Genomic DNA, 18,662 nt, shown 5'->3' on the forward strand with positions numbered 1-18,662 from the left:
TGCTGCCCGGCTCCTGCACCCGCGCGATCGACGCCCGCCCCGGCGACGACTTCCTCGCCGAATTCACCGGACTCGGTTCTGTCCGTCTGCGTTTCAGCTGAACCTAGGAGTATTTCGTGACAAGTAAAGTCACCGCCGCGATCGTGGGGTCCGGCAATATCAGCACCGATCTGCTGTACAAGCTGTTGCGTTCGGACAAGATCGAGCCGCGCTGGATGATCGGCATCGACCCGGACTCCGAGGGGTTGAAGCGCGCGAGTGGGCTCGGCCTGGAAACCTCCGCCGAGGGCGCGGACTGGCTGCTCGCCCTCGACGAGAAACCCGACCTGGTGTTCGAGGCCACCTCCGCCTACGTGCACCGCGCGTACGCACCGAAGTACGAGGCCGCGGGCATCCGCGCCGTCGACCTCACTCCCGCCGCTGTCGGCCCGGCCGTGATTCCGCCGGTGAACCTGGATTCGCTGCGGGACGCGCCGAACGTCAACATGATCACCTGCGGTGGGCAGGCGACCATCCCCATGGTCGCGGCCGTCTCCCGGGTGGTGCCCGTGCAGTACGCCGAGATCGTGGCGTCGGTGGCGTCGGTGTCGGCCGGGCCCGGTACCCGCGCCAATATCGACGAGTTCACCAAGACCACTTCCAAGGGTGTCGAAACGATCGGTGGCGCCCAGCGCGGCAAGGCCATCATCATCCTGAATCCGGCAGAGCCGCCGATGATCATGCGCGACACCATCTTCTGCTCGATCCCCGAAGACGCCGACCGCGACGCCATCGCCGACAGCATCCTGCGGATGGAGAAGTCCATTCAGGAGTACGTGCCCGGCTACCGCTTGCTCAACGAACCCCAGTTCGACGATCCGTCTGTGGTGTCCGGCGGCATGGCGAAGGTGTCGATCTTCGTCGAGGTCGAGGGTGCGGGCGACTTCCTGCCCCCGTACGCGGGCAACCTCGACATCATGACCGCCGCCGCGACCCGCGTCGGTGACGTGCTGGCCGATCAGATCATCTCGGCTCGGGTGTAAGGAGTTTCCGCAATGAGCACAATCCTGAAGCCCTTCTCGGGCGAACTCGATGTCCGCGTCACCGACACCTCGCTGCGTGACGGGTCGCACCACAAGCGCCACCAGTTCACGGTGGACGAGGTACGCAATATCGTTGCCGCCCTGGATGGTTCGGGTGTCCCGGTCATCGAGGTCACCCACGGTGACGGGCTCGGCGGGTCGTCGTTCAACTACGGGTTCTCCAAGACCCCCGAACAAGAACTCATCAAAGCCGCGGCCGAAACGGCCGAGCAGGCCAAGATCGCCTTCCTCATGCTCCCCGGTGTCGGAGTCAAGGAAGACATCAAGATCTCCCAGGACAACGGCGCCTCGATCTGCCGCATCGCGACGCACTGCACCGAAGCCGATGTCTCCATCCAGCATTTCGGTCTCGCTCGCGAACTCGGCCTCGAAACCGTCGGGTTCCTGATGATGGCCCACTCCACCACCCCGGAGAAGCTGGCGAAGCAGGCGCGCATCATGGCCGACGCGGGCTGCCAGTGCGTGTATGTCGTCGATTCCGCCGGCGCCCTTGTGCTCGAACAGGTTTCCGACCGCGTGTCCGCCCTGGTCGCCGAGCTCGGTGACGATGCCCAGGTCGGTTTCCACGGCCACGAGAACCTCGGCCTCGCCGTCGCCAACTCCGTCTACGCGGTGCGCGCCGGAGCCACCCAGATCGACGGCTCGGCCCGGCGTTTCGGCGCGGGCGCGGGCAACCTCCCCGTCGAAGCGTTCATCGGGGTCTGCGACAAACTCGGCATCAAGACCGGCGTCGACTTCTTCGCCGTCACCGACGCCGCCGAAGACGTCGTCCGCCCCGCCATGCCCACCGAATGCCTCCTGGACCGCCAGGCCCTGATGATGGGCTACGCGGGCGTCTACTCCAGCTTCCTCCGCCACGCCGAACGCCAAGCCGAGCGCTACAACGTCTCCGCCGCCGAAATGCTCGTCCGCGCGGGCAAGCGCAAACTCGTCGGCGGCCAGGAAGACCAGCTCATCGACATCGCCCTCGAACTCCAACGCGAAGCCGCTTCATCCTGACCACCGCCCCCGACACGGCGTGACCCTTTCGGTCACGCCGTGTCGCTGTCTGCCACGAGGCGCGTCACCACCTGATCGCCATGCTCTGGTTGCGGCATCGGCCGAGAGGTCGCCGCCACCAGAGCGCGGTGATTGTGGTTCAGGGTCCGGAAACTCGCTGGACACGGGGGATATAAGTGGGGGATGAGTGAAAACGGTCGGGCATTGTTCTGCGGCGGGGACTTGGCGGCACGGATCGAGCGGGTGGAGACCGCGGCGATCGTGGGGGCCGCTCGAGTCGGGATCGGGCGGGGAGTCGAGGGGTTCGTCCGGGAGATCGGGGGTGGCGCGGCTTGTTTCGCGGGGGAGGGGTCGCCGTTGAACAAGGTGGTGGGGGTCGGGTTCGGCGGGGTGCCGTCCGTGGGGGAGTGGGAGGCGATCGAGGAGGCTTACGCGCGGGTGGAGTGTCCGGTGCAGGTGGAGTTGGCGCAGTTGGCGGAACCGCGGATCGCGGAGGAGTTGACGGGGCGGGGGTATCGGTTGACGGCGTTCGAGAATGTGCTGGGAATGCCGTTGGACGGCGGCGGGTGGGTGGCGCCGGACGGGGTGGAGGTGCGACTGGATGCCGGGGACGATCTCGGGCCGTGGCTCGATGTGGTCGTCGACGGGTTCGCCCATCCCGATGACGGTCCGACGCATGAGGAATTCCCGCGCGAAGCCATCGCGGAAGTGATGCGAAATATGGCCTCGGCCAACGAGACTCGTCGCTACATCGCCTACCGTGACGGTGTGGCGGCCGGTGGCGCGAGTATGCGCACCGGTGGTGGGATCGCCGCACTCGCGGGCGCGGCCACCCTCCCTGCGCACCGCAGACGAGGGGTTCAGACCGCTCTGCTCACCGCACGTCTGATCGACGCGGCTGAAGCCGGATGTGACCTGGCGACTGTCACCACCGCGCCCGGCTCCAAGTCGCAACAGAACGCCCAAGGCCGAGGATTCTCCCTCCTCTACACTCGCGCAATCCTGGTGAAAGAGCTCTGAGTACCTCGCTGAACGGTGCGCGGTCAGAGTGCGGTGAGGGCTTGGGCGACGCGGGTCGCCCGCTCTTGCGGCGTAGTCGCTTTGAGGATCGGCAGGAACAGCCGATACCGATCCGAGCGGCTGAGCGCCGCGTACGCCGATGCCGCACTCGGTGATTCGGCAAGGGCGGCAGCCAGCTCCGCAGGCGTCTCGGCGGTGCGCTGCCGTTCGTAGGCCCCCGCCCACCGACCGTCGGCGACGGCCTCCTCGATCGCCGCGAACCCGGCAGCCCGCATCCGTCCGGCCGCGATCAACGCTTCGGCCTTGGCGACATTGACCTGCGACCACGGGCTGCGGGCCCGTCGCGGCGAGTATCGCTGCAGGTAGTGATGCGCGTCGAGGGAACGCCGGTGACTGTCGATCCAGCCGTAGCAGAGCGCGCCGTCGAGCGTCTCGGTGATCGTCACCGACGGCTCCGGTGCGCCCTTCTTCGCGATCCGCACCCACACCTCGTCCGCCGAGGCGTGGTTCGCGGCCAGCCACGCTTCCCATTCGGCGGCGTCGGCGCAGGTGATGAATTCGATGCTCGCGTTCATGGGAACCATCTTGCTCGCCAAAGTGCTCACCGAATGAGCAGTTTTACGACCGGTGCGGTTGGGTCTTATGCGGCGGCGAGGGCGGACAGCAGAGTGTGGGCGCTCTGTTTGGCCTGCTCGGCGCGGTCGGGCTCGTTCACACCTTGGAGGTGGAACGCCCAGTGAGCCTCGAACAGGCAGGCCAGGGCGTACGCGGTGACGGCCACCCGATCCGGTGACGCGGCGGGGTAGGCGGCACTGAGTTGTTGTTCCAGGCCGGGCAACCATCGGTTCGTCCAGAGGTCCGTGAGACGCTGCCGCACAACGGGTTCCCGAGCCGCCAGCGCGACCAGTTCGCACCACACCACCAGATCGTCGCGATCGGCGTAGGCGCCGGGTTCGAACATGCGCGCCACCCGTTCCTCGACAGGCGCGTCGGCGCCGAGTCGCAGCAGGTTGTCGCCGTACTCGGCGACGGCGTCGGTGACGAACGCCTGCATGAGACCGTCGCGGCTACCGAAGTAGTGCAGCACCAGGGTGCGTTGCACACCTGCCGCCGTCGCGACCCGTGACAGCGTCGTATTCGCGAACCCGTCGGCGGCTACCACCGAGCGCGCCGCCCGCAGAATCTGCGCGATCCGCTCGGGGGCCTTGCTGGGCCGGCCGATTTTATTTACTGTCATGACAGTCAATATATTCGAAGGGGAGGCAGTGATGCGAGTTCTGGCACTGGGCGGGGCAGGGGAAATGGGGCGCGTCGCGGCACGCGTCCTGCGCAGCGACGACAGGGTCACCGCGTTGACGATCGCCGATCGCGACGAACGGGCAGCGCACAAGGTCGCGGGGGAACTCGGTGCCGAAGCACGAGCGCTCGACGTCACCGACGGTCCGTCACTCGCCGCGGCACTGCGCGAGGCGGACCTCGTGGTGAACACCGTCGGCCCGTACTTCCGCTTCGGCCCACCGATTCTGGCCGCCGCCATCGCGGCGGGTTGCGACTACATCGACATCTGCGACGACCCACAACCCACCGCCGACATGCTCGAACTCGACGCCGAGGCCAAAGCGGCCGGAGTGACGGCGCTGCTAGGCATGGGCGCGAGTCCGGGTGTGGCGAACCTGCTCGCCGTCCGGGCGGGCGCCGAGCTCGATCGGGTCGACTCCCTGGTGACGGGCTGGAACATCCACTCGGCCCACACCGAGGAAAGCGCCGCCGCGACCGCCGCCGTCGTGCACGGCATGCGCCAGATCAGCAAGAACATCCCGGTGACCAGGGCGGGCGCACGCGTCGAACGCCCCGCGCTGGAGCGGTTTCGGCTCGAATACCCGGGACTCGGCACCGGTGCGGGCCGCAGCTTCGGTCATCCGGAGGCGATCACCTTGCCGCTGGCTTTCCCCGGTGTCGAGGACGCGACCTCGGTGGTCGTCGCCGATCGCCCGACATCGGCCGCGCTGCTCGCCCTACGCTGGGCGATGAACCGGCGCCTGCTGACCGTCGATCGCGCGGCGCTCTTGGCTGCCCGCCTCGAACGCCTGCTCCCGGCCGACCCGGCAACTCTCGTCGCGGCCGGTGGACTTCCGCCGCTGTTCGCCATCGCCGAAGGGGAACGAGACGGCTCGCCCGCAAGGGTCGCCACTGCGCTGAGTCAGGTCCCCGGCCTGTCGATGGCCGACAACACCGGCGTCCCGTTGGCTGTCGGCGCGCTGCTGCTGGCCGCGAATCCACGTCCAGGGGTGCACGCACCCGAAACGCTGCTCGACCCGGACCAGTTCTTCGCCGCCTTCGCGTCCCACTGCCTCGGCGCACCGGACCCCGCGGCGATGACGATCACCACCCGAAGCTGGGTAACCCCCGAATGCAACGCCGCAGCGCTGTCGTCAGCACTGCTGACAGCATTGATCGCGGCACGCTGAGTCGCGCCATTCGCGTGATCGAGGTGTGCGCACACGATCCGATGAACGAAAGCCGCCCTCGTCGGTTGAACCCTGACCATGCTCATCACCGATCTCGAACCGAACGATGGGTGTCCGGCGCCTCTGCGCCACCGGTCGACGAAGCAGAGGCGGCCGCGCCACGGTCAGCGGTCGAGCCGAGCGGACACGTGACCGGCCGTGCTCACAGCCAGGTGTCGAGGCTGGTGGTCGTCAGGAAATGGTCCAGATCAGCACGCCACGGAGCCGGGGTGGTCTTGTCCGGTTCGATGCCGGTGTACTGCCCACGGTAGAACAGCAGCGGACGACCATTGGTCGTCGACTCCGATTCCGTCAGGGCCTGCACGCGCCCGATGACGATGTAGTGGTCACCACCGTCGACCACCGAGTCGACGGTGCATTCGATGGTCGCGAGTGAACCGTCGAGCACAGGAACACCCAGATCCGAAGTGTGCCACGGGACTCCGGCGAACTTGTCCGGTTCGCGGGAGCCGAAGCGGGCGCACGTCGGCTGCTGTTCCTCGGCGAGCACGTTCACACAGAACTTGCCCGCCGCCTCGATCGCCGCCCACGAGCGCGACCCCTTGGTGGGGCAGAACAGCACGAGCGGCGGATCGAGGGAGAGGGCGGCGAAGGACTGACAGGCGAACCCGATCGGCGCACCGTCGGGGTCGAGTGCGGTGATCACGGTGATGCCGGTGCAGAACTGTCCCAGCACATTACGGAATTGCCGGCCGTCGACCGCCGGTGTCTGTTCGGTCATGTCCCTCGCCGCCATTCCCTATTGCTGCTTGAATCCGACGGTGAAGTCGTGACCCCAGAGGCTGACCGCGGTGGATTCGCGGGCCGTCCAGTTGTCGTCGTCGACTTCCAGTCCCTCACAACCGAATTCGATGTCGAATCCGCCCGGCGTCTTCATGTAGAACGACAGCATCTTGTCGTTGATGTGCCTGCCGAGGGTGGCCGACATCTTCACCTTCTTGCGCAGGGCGCGGTCCAGGCAGAGGCCGACGTCGTCGGAGTTCTCCACCTCGACCATCAGGTGCACGATGCCGGTCGGGTTCGGCAGTGGCAGGAAAGCCAGCGCGTGGTGGCGCGGGTTGCAGCCGTAGAAACGCAGCCAGGCGGGGTCGCCGTCGGCGGGTCGCCCGACCATCTGCGGTGGCAGCCGCATGGAATCGCGCAGGCGGAAGCCGAGCACATCCTGGTAGAAGGCTTGCGCCGCAGCATCATCGGTGCAGGTCAGCACCACGTGGCCGAGGCCCTGTTCGGCGGTGACGAACTTGTGGCCGTAGGGGCTCACGAAACGACGACCCAGGTACTGCGCGCCGTAGAACGCCTCGAGGGTGTTCCCGGACGGGTCCTGGAACCGGATCATGCCCTCGACGCGGCGCTCGCCCAGTTCTTCCTTGGTCCCCTCGGTGTAGTCGACCCCGGCCTTGTCCAGGGTCTCCCGCAACTGCTGCAGGCCACGCGCGTCGGTGACCTCCCAGCCCGAGACCAGCAGCCGGTCCTGCTCGCCGGGGACGATGACCAGCCGCGCGGCGAAATCGTCCATGCGCAGGTAGAGGGCGTCGGGGTTCAGCCCGGTGCCCTCCATCATGCCGAGCACCTTGAGGCCGTACTCGCGCCAGGCCGCCATGTCGGTGGCCTCGATGCGCATGTAGCCGAGTGCGCGAATACTCATCACTTGCTCCCGAGGAAATCGACAGTGAGCCGGTTGAACTCGTCGAACTTCTCCAGCTGCGCCCAGTGGCCGCAACCGCCGAACACGTGCAGCTGCACCCGGGGAATCACCTTGGTCGCTACGAGCGCGCCGTCGAGCGGGTTCACCCGATCCTCACGACCCCAGATCAACAGCACCGGCTGACGCAGTTTGTAGGCGTCGCGCCAGAGCATGCCCTTCTCGAAGTCGGCGCTCGCGAAGGACTTGCCCATCGCGCGCATGGCCGCCAGCGATTCGGGGGTGCTCGCCTGGGCGAAGCGTTCGTCGATGAGCTCCTCGGTGACCAGCGACTGGTCGAAGACCATGATCCGCAGGAATTTCTCGAGGTTCTCCCTGGTCGGCGCGTAGCTGAACGCCGAGAGCAGCTTCACGCCCTCGGTGGGGTCGGGCGCGAACAGGTTGGTGCTCAACCCGCCCGGGCCCATCAGCACGAGTTTGCCCGCGCGCGTGGGGTTGTCGAGCGCGAAGCGCACCGAGGTGCCGCCGCCGAGTGAATTGCCGAGCAGGTGAACACGATCGGTGATCTCGAGATGATCGAGCAGCGCGAGCAACGCGGTGGACGCGTGCACGAAGTACTGCGGATGATCCACCGGCTTGTCGGATTTGCCGAATCCCGGCTGGTCCAAGGCGATCACATGGAAATTCTCGGCCAGCACCGGAATGTTGCGGGCGAAGTTCGACCACGCCGAGGCGCCGGGTCCGCCACCGTGCAACAGCACGATAGTCGGACCGTTGCCGACGCCCGCTTCGTGATAGTGCAACTTCAAAGATGGGGTGACCTGCGCGAAGCGTGAGGTCGATTCGTAGGTGATCTCAGCGGTCTGGGTCATCGGCTACACCATGGCGTCGGTGACGGGCAGCCCGAACTCGTGCGTGCCGTACATGACGTAGGCGCGCTCGGGATCGTTGGCCGCGTGTACTCGTCCGGCATGCGCGTCACGCCAGAAGCGCTGCAGCGGAGTGCCGTTGGCCAGCGCGGTGGCGCCGGAGGATTCGAAGAGCTTGTCGATCGAGGCGATCACCCGGCCGGTGGCACGCACCTGGTCGCGCCTGGCCCGCACACGCAGGTCGAACGGCACTTCCTCGCCCGCGACCAGCAGCGCGTACTCCTCGGCCACATTGCCCGAGAGCTGACGCCAGGCGGCATCGATATCGCTGGCGGCCTCGGCGACACGCACCTTGGCGAACGGGTCGTCCTTGGCGTTCTCACCCGCGTAGGCCGCGCGCACACGCTTGCCCTGATGCTCGACGTGCGCCTCGTAGGCGCCGTAACCCATGCCGACGATCGGGGTGGAAATGGTGGTGGGATGGATTGTGCCCCACGGCATCTTGTACACCGGATCGGAATTCTGCGCGAGACCGGGCGAGCGGCCCTCGCTCATCGCGCGGAAGCTGAGGAAGCGGTGCGTCGGCACGAAGACGTCCTCCACCACAACGGTATTGGAACCGGTGCCGCGCAGACCGACCACATTCCACACGTCGTCGATGCGGTACTCCGAGCGCGGAATCAGGAAGCTGCCGAAGTCGACCGGCTTGCCGTTCTTGATGACGGGTCCGCCGAGCACTGCCCAGGTCGCGTGATCGGAGCCCGATGACCACGCCCACGACCCGCGCACGATGTACCCGCCGTCGACCGCCTGGCCCATGCCCATGGGGGCGTACGACGAGGAGATCCGCACGTCGGTGTCCTCACCCCACACCTCTTCCTGTGCGGCCTGGTCGAACAGTGCGAGGTGCCAGTTGTGCACGCCGATGATGCCCGCCACCCAGCCCGTCGACCCGCAGGCACTGGCGATGCGGCGCACGGAGTCGTAGAAGACCACCGGGTCGGCGGCATGCCCGCCCCACTGCTTGGGCTGCAGCAGCCGGAAGAACCCGGTCTCCTGCAGTGCCTTCATGGATTCGTCGGGTATGCGGCGCAGGTCTTCGGCCTCCTGCGCGCGTTCGCGCAGCGTCGGCAGCAGCGCCTCGACCCGTTCGGTCACTTCTTGCGTCATTTCGCCAGCCCGTTCCTGCCCTGTCGGAATCGACAAACTGTTCTCGTTCGTCTCTGAGACTAGAACAGGTTCCCATTCCTGTCGAGAAGGGAATAACGCGGACAGCTAGCGTGAACCGGCCGTATTTTGTAACGTGTTCTAGTGAAGAAGGAGGGTTCGGGATGGCAGTCAACCCCAAGGTGAGAGAACTCGATGTCGGTACCACGCCGACCAGGTTCGCGCGCGGCTGGCACTGCGTCGGTCTCGCGAAGACGTTCCGCGATGGTAAACCGCACGCGGTCGAGATCTTCGGAACCAAACTCGTGATCTGGGCCGATACGTCCGACCAGCTCCGTGTGCTCGACGCCTACTGCAGGCATATGGGCGGCGACCTGAGCATGGGCTCGGTGAAGGGCGACGACATCGCCTGCCCGTTCCACGACTGGCGCTGGGGGGCGAGCGGCAAGTGCACCGCGATCCCCTACGGCCGCCGGGTGCCGCCGCTGGCGCGCACCCGCAAGTGGACGACGCTGGAACGCAACGGTCAGCTGTTCGTCTGGCACGACCACGAGGGCAACGAACCGCCGCCCGAGGTCACGATTCCCCACATCGAGGGCGTGTACACCGACGCGGACGGCAACCCGAGCGAAACCCACGACAGCGGCTGGACCGACTGGACGTGGAACTCGCTGCTGATCGAGGGTGCGAACTGCCGCGAGATCATCGACAACGTCGTGGACATGGCGCACTTCTTCTACATCCACTACGCCTTCCCGACGTACTTCAAGAACGTCTTCGAAGGCCATGTGGCGACCCAGTTCCTGGAGACCAAGGGCCGCCCGGATATCGGCATGGCGGCCAAGCACGGTGGTGAGACGCTGCTCAAGTCGGAGGCGTCGTACTTCGGTCCGTCCTACATGATCAACCCGCTGATCAACATCTACAGCGGGTACGAGATGAAGGTCGTGCTGATCAACTGCCACTACCCGGTCACCCAGGACTCGTTCGTACTGCAGTGGGGCCTGACCGTCGAGAAGCCCAAGGGCATCGACGACGCGACCGCTACCAAGCTGGCGCAGACGATGACCACCTTCTTCGGCGACGGCTTCCTGCAGGACGTGGAGATCTGGAAGCACAAGTCCAAGGTCGAGAATCCGCTGCTGTGCGAGGAGGACGGCCCGGTCTACCAGCTGCGGCGCTGGTACGACCAGTTCTACGTGGACATCGCCGATGTCACCGAGAAGATGACCCAGCGCTTCGAGTTCGAGGTCGACACGACCAAGGCGAACGAGGCCTGGGAGGCCGAGGTCGCCGAGAACCTGCGGCGCAAGGCCGAGGAAGCGGGCGTGTGACATGGCCGCCAGCTGGGCCAAAGCACCGGATTTCGCCGATCAGCCTGCCCGCCGGGCGGCGGTGCGGGCCCAGACCGCCCTCGACCAGCAACGGTATCTCGACGAGGGCCTGACACCGCTGCGGTGTCAGGCCTGCAGCACCGAGGTGCTGGTGCGCAAATACAGCGCGCACCAGACCTCGGTGCAGTGGACCGAACGGCCCGACACGCGCTGTCCGGTCTTCGCCGAGCTGAGTTCCCACGGTGCCCGGCCCGGCCGGCCGGACACCTGTCCGTCGCTGCAGAAGACGATCGAGTGGGCGGTCGACGAGGGCGTGCTCGAGGTCCCCGAATAACCTCAGTCGCCGACGGTGAGCGCCTGGGCTTCCTCGATGCTGTGCGGCGCGGGGTCGTGGTCGTCGATGTGGGCCAGGGCGCCGCGCCCGAGGAGCAGAACGGTGACCCCGGCGGCGGTGCACGCCGCGCCGAGCCAGAACGGCAGGGACACGCTGTGCTCGCCGAGCTTGCCCGCCACCCAGGGCGCGGCCGCGCCGCCGGCGAACCGGACGAAGCTGTAGGCCGCCGACGCGGTCGACCGCTCGACCGGCGCGGAGATCATCACGGCCTCGGTGATGAGGGTGTTGTTCACGCCGAGGAACAGCCCGGCGACCACCACTCCGACGATCAGCACGATCTTGTGCTCGGCGAACAGCGCCATGAGCGCGAGGTCGGTGGCGAACAGGCCGAGGGACAGCCCCATCATCGGCAGTGTGCCGAAGCGTGCCTGCAGTTTCGGGGCGAGGAACACCGAGGCCAGCGCGAGCATCACGCCCCACCCGAAGAAGATGAAACCGATCGCGTAGGTGCCCATGTCGAGGGGGAACGGCGTGTAGGCGAGCAGGGTGAAGAAGCCGAAGTTGTAGAGCAACGCGGTGATGCTGACGGTGAGCAGGCCGCGGTGCCGCAGCGCCTTGAACGGCGCGCTGATCGAGGTGGGGGTCGCGGGCTTGGGCAGTTCGGGCAGCAGCACGACGATCGCGACGAAGGCGACGGCCATCAGCACGGACACGCCGAAAAACGGCCCGCGCCAACTGATCCCACCGAGTACCCCACCCAGCAGTGGTCCGGTCGCGATGCCGATACCGAGGGCCGCCTCGTAGAGGATGATCGCCTTGGCGACGCCACCCGTTGCCGCGCCGACGATGGTCGCCAGCGCGGTCGCGATGAACAGGGCGTTGCCGAGACCCCACCCGGCACGGAAGCCGATGATCTCGCCGATGGTGCTCGACATGCCCGCCAGCGCGGCGAACACGATGATGATCGCCAGGCCCGACAGCAGGGTCTTCTTGGCGCCGAACCGACTGGAGATGACGCCGGTGACCAGCATGGCGACGCCGGTGACGGCCATGTAGCTGGTGAACAGCAGCGAGACCTGCGAGGGGCTGGCGTTCAGCTGTTCGCCGATGGGTTTGAGGATGGGATCGACGAGGCCGATGCCCATGAACGCGATGACGCTGGCGAAGGCGACGGCCCAGACGGCTTTCGGCTGGCCGGTCGAGGTGGCCGCGGCGTCGTTGTCGCGAGTCAACGGAGAGATGCTCATGAGCGCTCCTGGTTGCTTCACTGGTGACCGCGGGCAACCGCGCGCAGGGCTGTCAGCAGGTCGTTCATGTCGGTGTCGAGCCGGATCAGCCGGTCGAGGTCGAAATCGGCGAGTCCGGGCGCCAAGGCGGCCGCGTAGGCGCGTCTGGCGCGGGTGAGGCGGGTCCGGCCCGCCGGGGTGAGTTCGATGCGCACTGCCCGCGAGTCCCTCGGGTCCTTGGTGCGGGTGGCGAATCCGTCGGCGACGAGCCGACCGAGCAGCGCCGTTGCCGCCGGTTGTGAGCATCGATCGATGCGGGCGAATTCGCTGACCCGTAGGCCGTCGTGCTCCTCGAGCACGGCGAGGGCGCGCAGCATCGCGCGGGGCAGGTCGTCGGAGCTGACCGCCCCGGCGAGCCGGGTGAGCCGACCGGCAGTGACCAACAGGTCGACCACGATGTCGTCTGCTGATGGCTGCTCGTTCTGCTGCACAGAGAATATTATTGCATAAGCTAACTATCTAAATTGGGCAGGTACGTCGTGAAACGGGCCACAACGCACGAACCCCAGCTCCGGTGGTCGGAGCCGGGGTTGCGGAAGTGCTCCGTCAAGCGGCGATCGGACGGCGGGCCGTCCCGAACAGTTCCGCGGTGGCGTGTGCCCGCTTGAAGTACAGGTGGGCGTCGTGTTCCCAGGTGATGGCGATCCCGCCGTGCAACTGGATGGTCTCGGCGGCCACCGTGCTGAACGCCTCGGTGCAGTAGGTGCGCGCCACCCACACGTCCTCGGCGGCCGAATCACTGCCCGCAGCCAGCGATCGGGCGGCCAGCAGCGCGGCCGATTCCGCCGATTCGACGAGCACGTACATATCGGCCATGCGGTGCTTGAGTGCCTGGAAGCTGCCGATCGGCCTGCCGAACTGCACGCGCGCGCTGGTGTATTCGACGGTCATCTCGAGGCAGCGGCGGGCCGCGCCGACCTGTTCGGCGGCCAGTGCCGCCCACGCGATGTCACGCAGCCGGGTGCCCGGGTCGCCGAGCCTGGTCGCCGGGGTTTCGGTGAAGGTGATGCTCGCCAGGGCGCGGGTGTGGTCGAGTCCAGGAGTCGGCGTCACAGTGACACCTGCTGCGGTAGGGGAGGTTTCGAACAATCCGTCGGCGGTGAGTACGAGCAGGACGTCCGCCTGGGCGCCGTGCAGCACGTAATGTGCTGTCCCGCTGAGTGATCCGTCTTCCGCGCGAACGCCGTAGTCATCCCAACCCTGGGAATCCGCCCAGCACAGCGCGGCCGTGCGAGAGCCTTCGGCGAGATCGGGGAGCAGCCGCTCGCAAGCCTGCTCATCGCCGGCCAGCAGGACGGCTTGGACACCGAGCACGGCCGAACCGAGCATCGGCACGCCGCTCAGCACCCGGCCCAATTCGCCGACGACCATGAGCGATTCGACGAGACTCGCGCCCACGCCGCCCCACTGCTCCGGCACCGCGAGGGCCGCGACCCCCACCTGCTCGCACAACAGCTGCCACAACTTCGGGTCGTACCCGAGGTCGCTGTCCATCGCCGCGCGAAGGGCTTCCGGAGTCGCGTGCTTGGCCAGCAGCGCCCGCACCGACGAGCGGAATTCGAGCAGTTCATTCGATGACATGGGATTCCTCGGTGCGAAGGGCGGTGGCGATGCGCGCGCGGTGGAAGTCGGCGGTCCCCCAGGCGGTGCGCAGAGCGGCTACCCGGGTGAGCCACAGGGAGAGATCGCATTCGGCGGTGTAGCCGATGGCGCCGTGTACCTGCAGACCCGCCCGCGAGGCGCGGTGGGCGGCATCGCCGCAGGCCACCAGCGCTGCCGAGACATCGCGGGCGCGGTCGGCGGAGTCGAGGGTGAGCGCGGCGCGGTACAGCAGCGGCTCCGCCAGATCCAGCGCGATCCGCACATCCGCGAGCTGCTGCTTCACGGCCTGGAATTCGCCGATGAAGCGACCGAACTGCTTGCGCTGCTTGGCATAAGCGGTGGTCTGATCGAGGATGGCCCGGCCTGCGCCGAGCAGTTGCGCGGCGCAGGCCAGCACACCCAGGTCGAAGGCGAAGTCGACGGCGTCCTCTGCCGCCTCCGCCAGCACCTCGTCGCGCAACGCCGCGAACAGCTTGCGGGCGGGATCGATCGACGCGATCACCGCCGCACTCTCGAACCGGCGCGCGCCGTGTTCGCCGGAGCGCTCAGCTGCGGCGGCCTGCGTAGGCGCCTCGTCGGGACGTGCGGGTCGACCTGTGGAGACGTGTGCACTACCGGCGACCAACACGAGATCGGCGGTATCCGCGTCGAGCGCGACGGTGCGGCCGCCGTGCTCGAAGGCGATGGTGCCGAGCAGTTCACCAGTCGCCACCCCCGACAGCCAGCGCTCGGCCGCATCAGGGAGCTGTCGCAGCAGCGCCGGAATCACGGCGGCCGATTCGATCACCGGACCGGGCACGGCCGCGCGACCCAGCTCGACCAGGGCCACGACGAGATCGACCGCGGTCGCATCGGCGCCGCCGTGTTCCTCGTCCACGATCAAGCCGAACACGCCCATGTCCGCCACCTGCCGCAGGATCGCGCGGCCGGGAGCGGTGTCACCCGACGACCATGCGCGCACGGCGGCGGGCACCTGGCCCGCGTCGAGGATCTTGCGCAGTTCGGCGGCGAAGTCGAGCTGTTCGGTACTGAGCGCGAATCTCATCGCACATCTCCTGTCTTCGTGCGGTCGATGCGCTCTGTCTCGCCGGTCGTCGTCGCGCGGGCGGCGCGCGCATCACCCGGCCGCGCCGACCTGGCCGCGCGTACCTCGCCCGCGCGCTGCTCGAGCCGGAGTAAGAAGCGGGCGTTCATCGCTTGCTCTCCCGTGGCAGGCCGAGGAGGCGTTCGGCGATGATGTTGCGCTGGATCTCGTTGGTGCCCGCGTAGATCGGGCCCGCGAGGGAGAACAGATAGCCGTCGGTCCACGAACTGCGCTGCTCGGCAGCTGCTCCGAGCAGGTCGAGGCCCGTTTCGTGCATGGCGATGTCGAGGTCGGACCAGAAGACCTTGGTGATCGAGGATTCGGCGCCGAGCTGGCCGCCGTCCTGTAGGCGGGTGACCGTGCCGAACGTGTGCAGCCGGTAGGCCTCGGCCCCGAGCCAGGCGTCGACCACGGCGTTGCGGGCGGCGGTATCGGCGGGGTCGCAGGTCTGCTGCCACAGGTCGATCAGGCGTTGCGCGGTGGCGCTGAACCGGCCGGGGCTGCGCAGCGAGAGGCCACGCTCGTTGCTCGAGGTGGCCATCGCCACCCGCCAGCCCTCGTTCGGTGCGCCGATCACGTCGTGATCGGGGACGAAGACGTCGTCGAGGAAGATCTCGGCGAAGCCGGGTTCGCCGTCGAGCTGGGGGATCGGGCGCACGCTCACGCCCTCGGCCGTCAGCGGGAACATCACATAGGTCAGCCCGTGATGACGCTGCGCCTCGGGGTCGCTGCGGAACAGGCCGAAGGCCCAATCCGCGTAGGACGCACGGGAACTCCACGTCTTCTGGCCGTTCAGCACCCAGCCGCCCTCGGTGCGCCGGGCCGTCGAGCGCAGGCCCGCGAGGTCGCTACCCGCCTCGGGCTCCGACCAGGCCTGCGCCCAGATGTCCTCGCCGCGAGCCATTCTCGGCAGGATCCGGGCCAGCTGCTCCTCGGTGCCGTGCTCGAACAGCGTCGGCGCGAGCAGGAAGATGCCGTTCTGGGCCACCCGGCCGGGTGCGCCCGCCGCGTAGTACTCCTGCTCGAACAACACCCATTCGAGAATGGAGGCGTCACGCCCGCCGTACTCGCGCGGCCACGACACCGCCGAGAGCCGCGCCTCGGCCAGCGTCGCCTCCCAGGCACGATGGGCCGCGAAGCCTTCCGCGGTATCCATGGACGGCAGCGGTTCGCGCGGCACATGGGTGGCGAGGAATTCACGCACCTCGAGCTGGAACTGTGTGGCTGCCTCGTCGATCTCGAGATCCATCTACTTCGACCCGTTCTGTTCGGCCGCGGCGGTCTTCATCGTCTTGGCGTTCATCCCGCCCAACGAATCGGCGCCGACCTCGGCATTGTGCGCGTGCGCGAAATGGTGCAGTCCGAAGACCGAGTCCATGCCCGAGCGCATCCCCATCAGATCCTCGGCCTGGTTCACCGCCTTCTTGGTGAGCGCGAGCCCGAACTGCGGCATGGTGGCGATCTTCTCGGCGAGCGCGAAGGTCTCGGCTTCCAACTCCGCGCGCGGCACGACCCGGTTCACCATGCCCCACTCCTTGGCCTGCGCGGCCCCGAACCGGTCACCGGTGAACAGGAACTCCTTGGCCGCGCGCGGGCCCATCACCCACGGATGCGCGAAGTACTCCACACCCGGAATGCCCATGCGCACAACCGGATCGGAGAAGAAGGCGTCGTCGGAGCAGACGATCAGATCGCACACCCAGGCCAGCATCAGCCCACCGGCGATGCACGCGCCCTGCACCATCGCGATCGTCGGCTTGGGGATCTCGCGCCAGCGCCTGCACATGCCGAGATACACCTCGGTCTCGCGGGCGAACCGCTGGTCGCCGCCGGCGCGGTCGACGTGGTCCCACCACAGCGCGGCCTTGTTCTCGTAGTGCGCGTCGTGGTCGCGGCCCGGTGTGCCGATATCGTGCCCGGCGCTGAAGTGTTTCCCGTTGCCCGCGAGCACGATCACCTTCACCGCGGCTTCCTCGACCGCGCGCACGAACGCGGCGTCGAGGGCGTAGGTCATCTTCGAGTTCTGCGCGTTGCGGAAATCGGGCCGGTTCATGGTGATCACAGCCACCGGTCCGCGCACCTCGTAGGTGACGACCTCGGTTTCGGAACTCACGACTTCTCCTCACGTAGCTCGCGCTTGAGCACCTTGCCCGCGGCGCTGTAGGGCAGCCGGTCGCGGAACTCCACGAACCGGGGCACCTTGAAATTCGCCAGATGGGCACTCGCATGGGCGATCACCTCGTCGGCGGTCAGGTTCGTGTCCGGCTTGCGGACCACGAACGCCATGCCGACCTCGCCCATCCGCTCGTCGGGCACCCCGACCACGGCGGACTCGGCGACACCGTCGAGGCGGGCGAGGGTCTGCTCGATCTCGGCGGGGTAGACGTTGAATCCGCCGGTGATGTACATGTCCTTGAGCCGGTCGGTGATCTTGAGGTAGCCGCGGTCGTCCACCACGCCGATGTCACCGGTGTGCAGCCAGCCGTCGGTGTCGATCGCCTCGGCGGTGGCCTCGGGATCGTCGAGGTAACCGAGCATCACATTGGGGCCGCGCAGCAGTACTTCACCATTGTCGGCCAGGCGCAGTTCGAAGCCGGCGATGGGCTTGCCGCAGGTGTTGGCGATGGTCTCGGCGTCGTCGTCGGGGTCGCACATGGTGCCGAAGCCCGCGGTCTCCGACAGTCCGTAGGCGGTAATGACCACCTCGAAGTCGAGGTCGTCGCGCATCCGCTCGATCAGCACCACCGGCACGGTCGCCGCGCCGGTCACCGCGACGCGCAGCGAAGAGAGGTCACGCTCGCCGCGTTCGGGGTGGTCGAGGATGGTCTGGTAGATCGTCGGCGGGCCGGTGAGCACCGTGATCCGCTCGGACTCGACGAGGCGCAGCGCGGCCGGGACGTCGAATGTCGCCTGCGGCACGATCGTGGCCCCGGTGACCAGGCACGCGAGGATGCCCGCCTTGTAACCGAAGTTGTGGAAGAAGGGCGGAATCACCAGGTAGCGGTCGCCCGCGCGCACGGTCGAGCACGCGCACCAGGCACGCACCACATCCAGGGCCTGCCGATGGGCGACCAGGGTGCCTTTGCTGCGGCCGGTGGTGCCCGAGGTGAAGAGGATGTCGGAGATGTCGTCGGGGGAGACCTGTGCCGCCCGCGCTTCGCCGTCGGCCTCGGTGACCCGCTCGGCCTCGGCGAGGAAATCGTCCCAGGTGAGCGAGCCGGTCCCGATGGCCGCGCCCGGCTCTACCGGGATGACGACAACCGTCGCGATGGTCGATTCCGGTGCCTCGGCGAGCAGTTCGGCCACCCGGTCGCGACCGAGGAACGGCCCGGCGACGAACAGCGCCTTCGCATCGACTCGGTGCAGCACGTCGGCCGCCTCGGCCGCCACGTACCGGGTGTTCAGCGGCACGAGCGCGGCACCGGCCGAATGCGCGGCCAACGCGGCCACCACCCAGTGATGGGTATTGGGTGCCCACATGGCGACCCGGTCGCCTGGTTCGATGCCGCGGGCGATGAGCGCGCGCGCCGCGATCCGCACCTGGTCGAGCAGCTCTGCCCATGTCAGGCGGGTTTCGCCGTCGACGATGGCAGGCTCGTGCGGATACGCCGCGGCGGTCTGGCGCAGCGCCTGCGGAATGGTCTGTGCAGCGGGTGTCACGGGGTCCTCACCGTTGTGCGGTTCGCTGATCTTTACGAAGCAGCTAACAAAGCAA

Annotated in this window: 19 protein-coding genes and 1 pseudogene; 7 read left to right on the top strand and 13 right to left on the bottom strand. The window is 67.6% G+C overall.

Features of this window, described 5'->3' with window-relative positions; genetic code table 11:
* The 4 genes and pseudogenes from ACWEVR_RS14865 to ACWEVR_RS14880 form a co-directional block, all read left to right on the top strand.
* Nucleotides 1-101 (top strand): annotated as a pseudogene (locus ACWEVR_RS14865) (2-keto-4-pentenoate hydratase); the annotation flags it as partial.
* 15 nt (nucleotides 102-116) lie between these two features.
* The gene (locus ACWEVR_RS14870; RefSeq protein WP_067495595.1) at nucleotides 117-1,022 is read left to right on the top strand and encodes an acetaldehyde dehydrogenase (acetylating); all 906 of its coding nucleotides are present in this window, start codon (nucleotides 117-119) and stop codon (nucleotides 1,020-1,022) included.
* A 12-nt stretch (nucleotides 1,023-1,034) separates the two neighbouring features.
* Nucleotides 1,035-2,081, top strand: a complete 1,047-nt coding sequence (dmpG, locus tag ACWEVR_RS14875) for a 4-hydroxy-2-oxovalerate aldolase (RefSeq protein ID WP_452467390.1) — start codon at nucleotides 1,035-1,037, stop codon at nucleotides 2,079-2,081.
* Nucleotides 2,082-2,285: 204 nt separating this feature from the next.
* On the top strand, nucleotides 2,286-3,101 hold the full coding sequence (locus ACWEVR_RS14880) for a GNAT family N-acetyltransferase (RefSeq protein WP_452467624.1): 816 nt from the start codon (nucleotides 2,286-2,288) through the stop codon (nucleotides 3,099-3,101).
* Nucleotides 3,102-3,124: 23 nt separating this feature from the next.
* Here the strand turns inward: ACWEVR_RS14880 and ACWEVR_RS14885 are convergent, their stop codons facing one another.
* Together ACWEVR_RS14885 and ACWEVR_RS14890 are read right to left on the bottom strand one after the other, a co-directional pair.
* Nucleotides 3,125-3,676, bottom strand: a complete 552-nt coding sequence (locus tag ACWEVR_RS14885; protein WP_452467391.1) for a YdeI/OmpD-associated family protein — start codon at nucleotides 3,674-3,676, stop codon at nucleotides 3,125-3,127.
* 65 nt (nucleotides 3,677-3,741) lie between these two features.
* Nucleotides 3,742-4,338: a TetR/AcrR family transcriptional regulator gene (locus ACWEVR_RS14890; RefSeq protein ID WP_452467392.1), complete on the bottom strand. Its 597-nt coding sequence runs from the start codon at nucleotides 4,336-4,338 to the stop codon at nucleotides 3,742-3,744.
* A 31-nt stretch (nucleotides 4,339-4,369) separates the two neighbouring features.
* Here ACWEVR_RS14890 and ACWEVR_RS14895 point away from each other — a divergent pair, with 31 nt between their 5' ends.
* Nucleotides 4,370-5,569, top strand: a complete 1,200-nt coding sequence (locus ACWEVR_RS14895) for a saccharopine dehydrogenase family protein (RefSeq protein ID WP_452467393.1) — start codon at nucleotides 4,370-4,372, stop codon at nucleotides 5,567-5,569.
* A 202-nt stretch (nucleotides 5,570-5,771) separates the two neighbouring features.
* Here ACWEVR_RS14895 and hsaB read toward each other — a convergent pair whose 3' ends face one another.
* The 4 genes from hsaB to hsaA are packed head-to-tail and all read right to left on the bottom strand — an operon-like array spanning nucleotide 5,772 to nucleotide 9,310.
* The gene (gene hsaB / locus ACWEVR_RS14900; protein WP_452467394.1) at nucleotides 5,772-6,350 is read right to left on the bottom strand and encodes a 3-hydroxy-9,10-secoandrosta-1,3,5(10)-triene-9,17-dione monooxygenase reductase subunit; all 579 of its coding nucleotides are present in this window, start codon (nucleotides 6,348-6,350) and stop codon (nucleotides 5,772-5,774) included.
* Nucleotides 6,351-6,368: 18 nt separating this feature from the next.
* Nucleotides 6,369-7,277, bottom strand: coding sequence for an iron-dependent extradiol dioxygenase HsaC (gene hsaC / locus ACWEVR_RS14905; protein WP_157102172.1), 909 nt, complete (start codon nucleotides 7,275-7,277; stop codon nucleotides 6,369-6,371).
* Nucleotides 7,274-8,143, bottom strand: coding sequence for a 4,5:9,10-diseco-3-hydroxy-5,9,17-trioxoandrosta-1(10),2-diene-4-oate hydrolase (gene hsaD / locus ACWEVR_RS14910; RefSeq protein ID WP_452467395.1), 870 nt, complete (start codon nucleotides 8,141-8,143; stop codon nucleotides 7,274-7,276). The genes hsaC and hsaD overlap by 4 nt, the downstream gene beginning before the upstream one ends.
* A 3-nt stretch (nucleotides 8,144-8,146) precedes the next feature.
* Nucleotides 8,147-9,310 (bottom strand): 3-hydroxy-9,10-secoandrosta-1,3,5(10)-triene-9,17-dione monooxygenase oxygenase subunit, encoded by a 1,164-nt coding sequence (hsaA, locus tag ACWEVR_RS14915; protein WP_439267198.1) that lies wholly within the window; start codon nucleotides 9,308-9,310, stop codon nucleotides 8,147-8,149.
* A 161-nt stretch (nucleotides 9,311-9,471) separates the two neighbouring features.
* Here hsaA and ACWEVR_RS14920 point away from each other — a divergent pair, with 161 nt between their 5' ends.
* Both ACWEVR_RS14920 and ACWEVR_RS14925 read left to right on the top strand, forming a co-directional pair.
* Nucleotides 9,472-10,641, top strand: coding sequence for a Rieske 2Fe-2S domain-containing protein (locus ACWEVR_RS14920; protein WP_452467396.1), 1,170 nt, complete (start codon nucleotides 9,472-9,474; stop codon nucleotides 10,639-10,641).
* Nucleotide 10,642: 1 nt separating this feature from the next.
* Nucleotides 10,643-10,975 (top strand): hypothetical protein, encoded by a 333-nt coding sequence (locus ACWEVR_RS14925; RefSeq protein WP_439267194.1) that lies wholly within the window; start codon nucleotides 10,643-10,645, stop codon nucleotides 10,973-10,975.
* 2 nt (nucleotides 10,976-10,977) lie between these two features.
* Here the strand turns inward: ACWEVR_RS14925 and ACWEVR_RS14930 are convergent, their stop codons facing one another.
* The 7 genes from ACWEVR_RS14930 to ACWEVR_RS14960 all read right to left on the bottom strand — a co-directional run bounded on the left by ACWEVR_RS14930 (nucleotide 10,978) and on the right by ACWEVR_RS14960 (nucleotide 18,607).
* The gene (locus ACWEVR_RS14930) at nucleotides 10,978-12,222 is read right to left on the bottom strand and encodes an MFS transporter (RefSeq protein WP_452467397.1); all 1,245 of its coding nucleotides are present in this window, start codon (nucleotides 12,220-12,222) and stop codon (nucleotides 10,978-10,980) included.
* Between the two features lie 17 nt (nucleotides 12,223-12,239).
* Nucleotides 12,240-12,692: a MarR family winged helix-turn-helix transcriptional regulator gene (locus tag ACWEVR_RS14935; protein WP_452467398.1), complete on the bottom strand. Its 453-nt coding sequence runs from the start codon at nucleotides 12,690-12,692 to the stop codon at nucleotides 12,240-12,242.
* Between the two features lie 115 nt (nucleotides 12,693-12,807).
* Nucleotides 12,808-13,842: an acyl-CoA dehydrogenase family protein gene (locus ACWEVR_RS14940; RefSeq protein WP_452467399.1), complete on the bottom strand. Its 1,035-nt coding sequence runs from the start codon at nucleotides 13,840-13,842 to the stop codon at nucleotides 12,808-12,810.
* Entirely contained in the window at nucleotides 13,829-14,908 is a 1,080-nt protein-coding gene (locus tag ACWEVR_RS14945; protein WP_452467400.1) for an acyl-CoA dehydrogenase family protein, read from the bottom strand. The genes ACWEVR_RS14940 and ACWEVR_RS14945 overlap by 14 nt, the downstream gene beginning before the upstream one ends.
* 145 nt (nucleotides 14,909-15,053) lie before the next feature.
* Nucleotides 15,054-16,196: an acyl-CoA dehydrogenase family protein gene (locus ACWEVR_RS14950; protein ID WP_067495539.1), complete on the bottom strand. Its 1,143-nt coding sequence runs from the start codon at nucleotides 16,194-16,196 to the stop codon at nucleotides 15,054-15,056.
* Nucleotides 16,197-17,060 carry an enoyl-CoA hydratase gene (locus tag ACWEVR_RS14955; RefSeq protein ID WP_452467401.1) on the bottom strand — a complete coding sequence of 288 codons (864 nt, stop codon included), beginning with the start codon at nucleotides 17,058-17,060 and terminating at the stop codon, nucleotides 16,197-16,199.
* Entirely contained in the window at nucleotides 17,057-18,607 is a 1,551-nt protein-coding gene (locus ACWEVR_RS14960; RefSeq protein WP_452467402.1) for a FadD3 family acyl-CoA ligase, read from the bottom strand. The genes ACWEVR_RS14955 and ACWEVR_RS14960 overlap by 4 nt, the downstream gene beginning before the upstream one ends.
* Nucleotides 18,608-18,662 lie beyond the last annotated feature (55 nt).

Source organism: Nocardia sp. NPDC003979 (assembly GCF_053605015.1).

Bases quoted from the DNA above. Each gene is read 5' to 3' on its own strand.
- dmpG (WP_452467390.1), top strand. From the start codon at position 1,035: ATGAGCACAATCCTGAAGCCCTTCTCGGGCGAACTCGATGTCCGCGTC.
- ACWEVR_RS14885 (WP_452467391.1), bottom strand. From the start codon at position 3,676: ATGAACGCGAGCATCGAATTCATCACCTGCGCCGACGCCGCCGAATGG.
- ACWEVR_RS14890 (WP_452467392.1), bottom strand. From the start codon at position 4,338: ATGACAGTAAATAAAATCGGCCGGCCCAGCAAGGCCCCCGAGCGGATC.
- ACWEVR_RS14895 (WP_452467393.1), top strand. From the start codon at position 4,370: ATGCGAGTTCTGGCACTGGGCGGGGCAGGGGAAATGGGGCGCGTCGCG.
- hsaB (WP_452467394.1), bottom strand. From the start codon at position 6,350: ATGACCGAACAGACACCGGCGGTCGACGGCCGGCAATTCCGTAATGTG.
- hsaD (WP_452467395.1), bottom strand. From the start codon at position 8,143: ATGACCCAGACCGCTGAGATCACCTACGAATCGACCTCACGCTTCGCG.
- hsaA (WP_439267198.1), bottom strand. From the start codon at position 9,310: ATGACGCAAGAAGTGACCGAACGGGTCGAGGCGCTGCTGCCGACGCTG.
- ACWEVR_RS14920 (WP_452467396.1), top strand. From the start codon at position 9,472: ATGGCAGTCAACCCCAAGGTGAGAGAACTCGATGTCGGTACCACGCCG.
- ACWEVR_RS14925 (WP_439267194.1), top strand. From the start codon at position 10,643: ATGGCCGCCAGCTGGGCCAAAGCACCGGATTTCGCCGATCAGCCTGCC.
- ACWEVR_RS14930 (WP_452467397.1), bottom strand. From the start codon at position 12,222: ATGAGCATCTCTCCGTTGACTCGCGACAACGACGCCGCGGCCACCTCG.
- ACWEVR_RS14940 (WP_452467399.1), bottom strand. From the start codon at position 13,842: ATGTCATCGAATGAACTGCTCGAATTCCGCTCGTCGGTGCGGGCGCTG.
- ACWEVR_RS14945 (WP_452467400.1), bottom strand. From the start codon at position 14,908: ATGAGATTCGCGCTCAGTACCGAACAGCTCGACTTCGCCGCCGAACTG.
- ACWEVR_RS14950 (WP_067495539.1), bottom strand. From the start codon at position 16,196: ATGGATCTCGAGATCGACGAGGCAGCCACACAGTTCCAGCTCGAGGTG.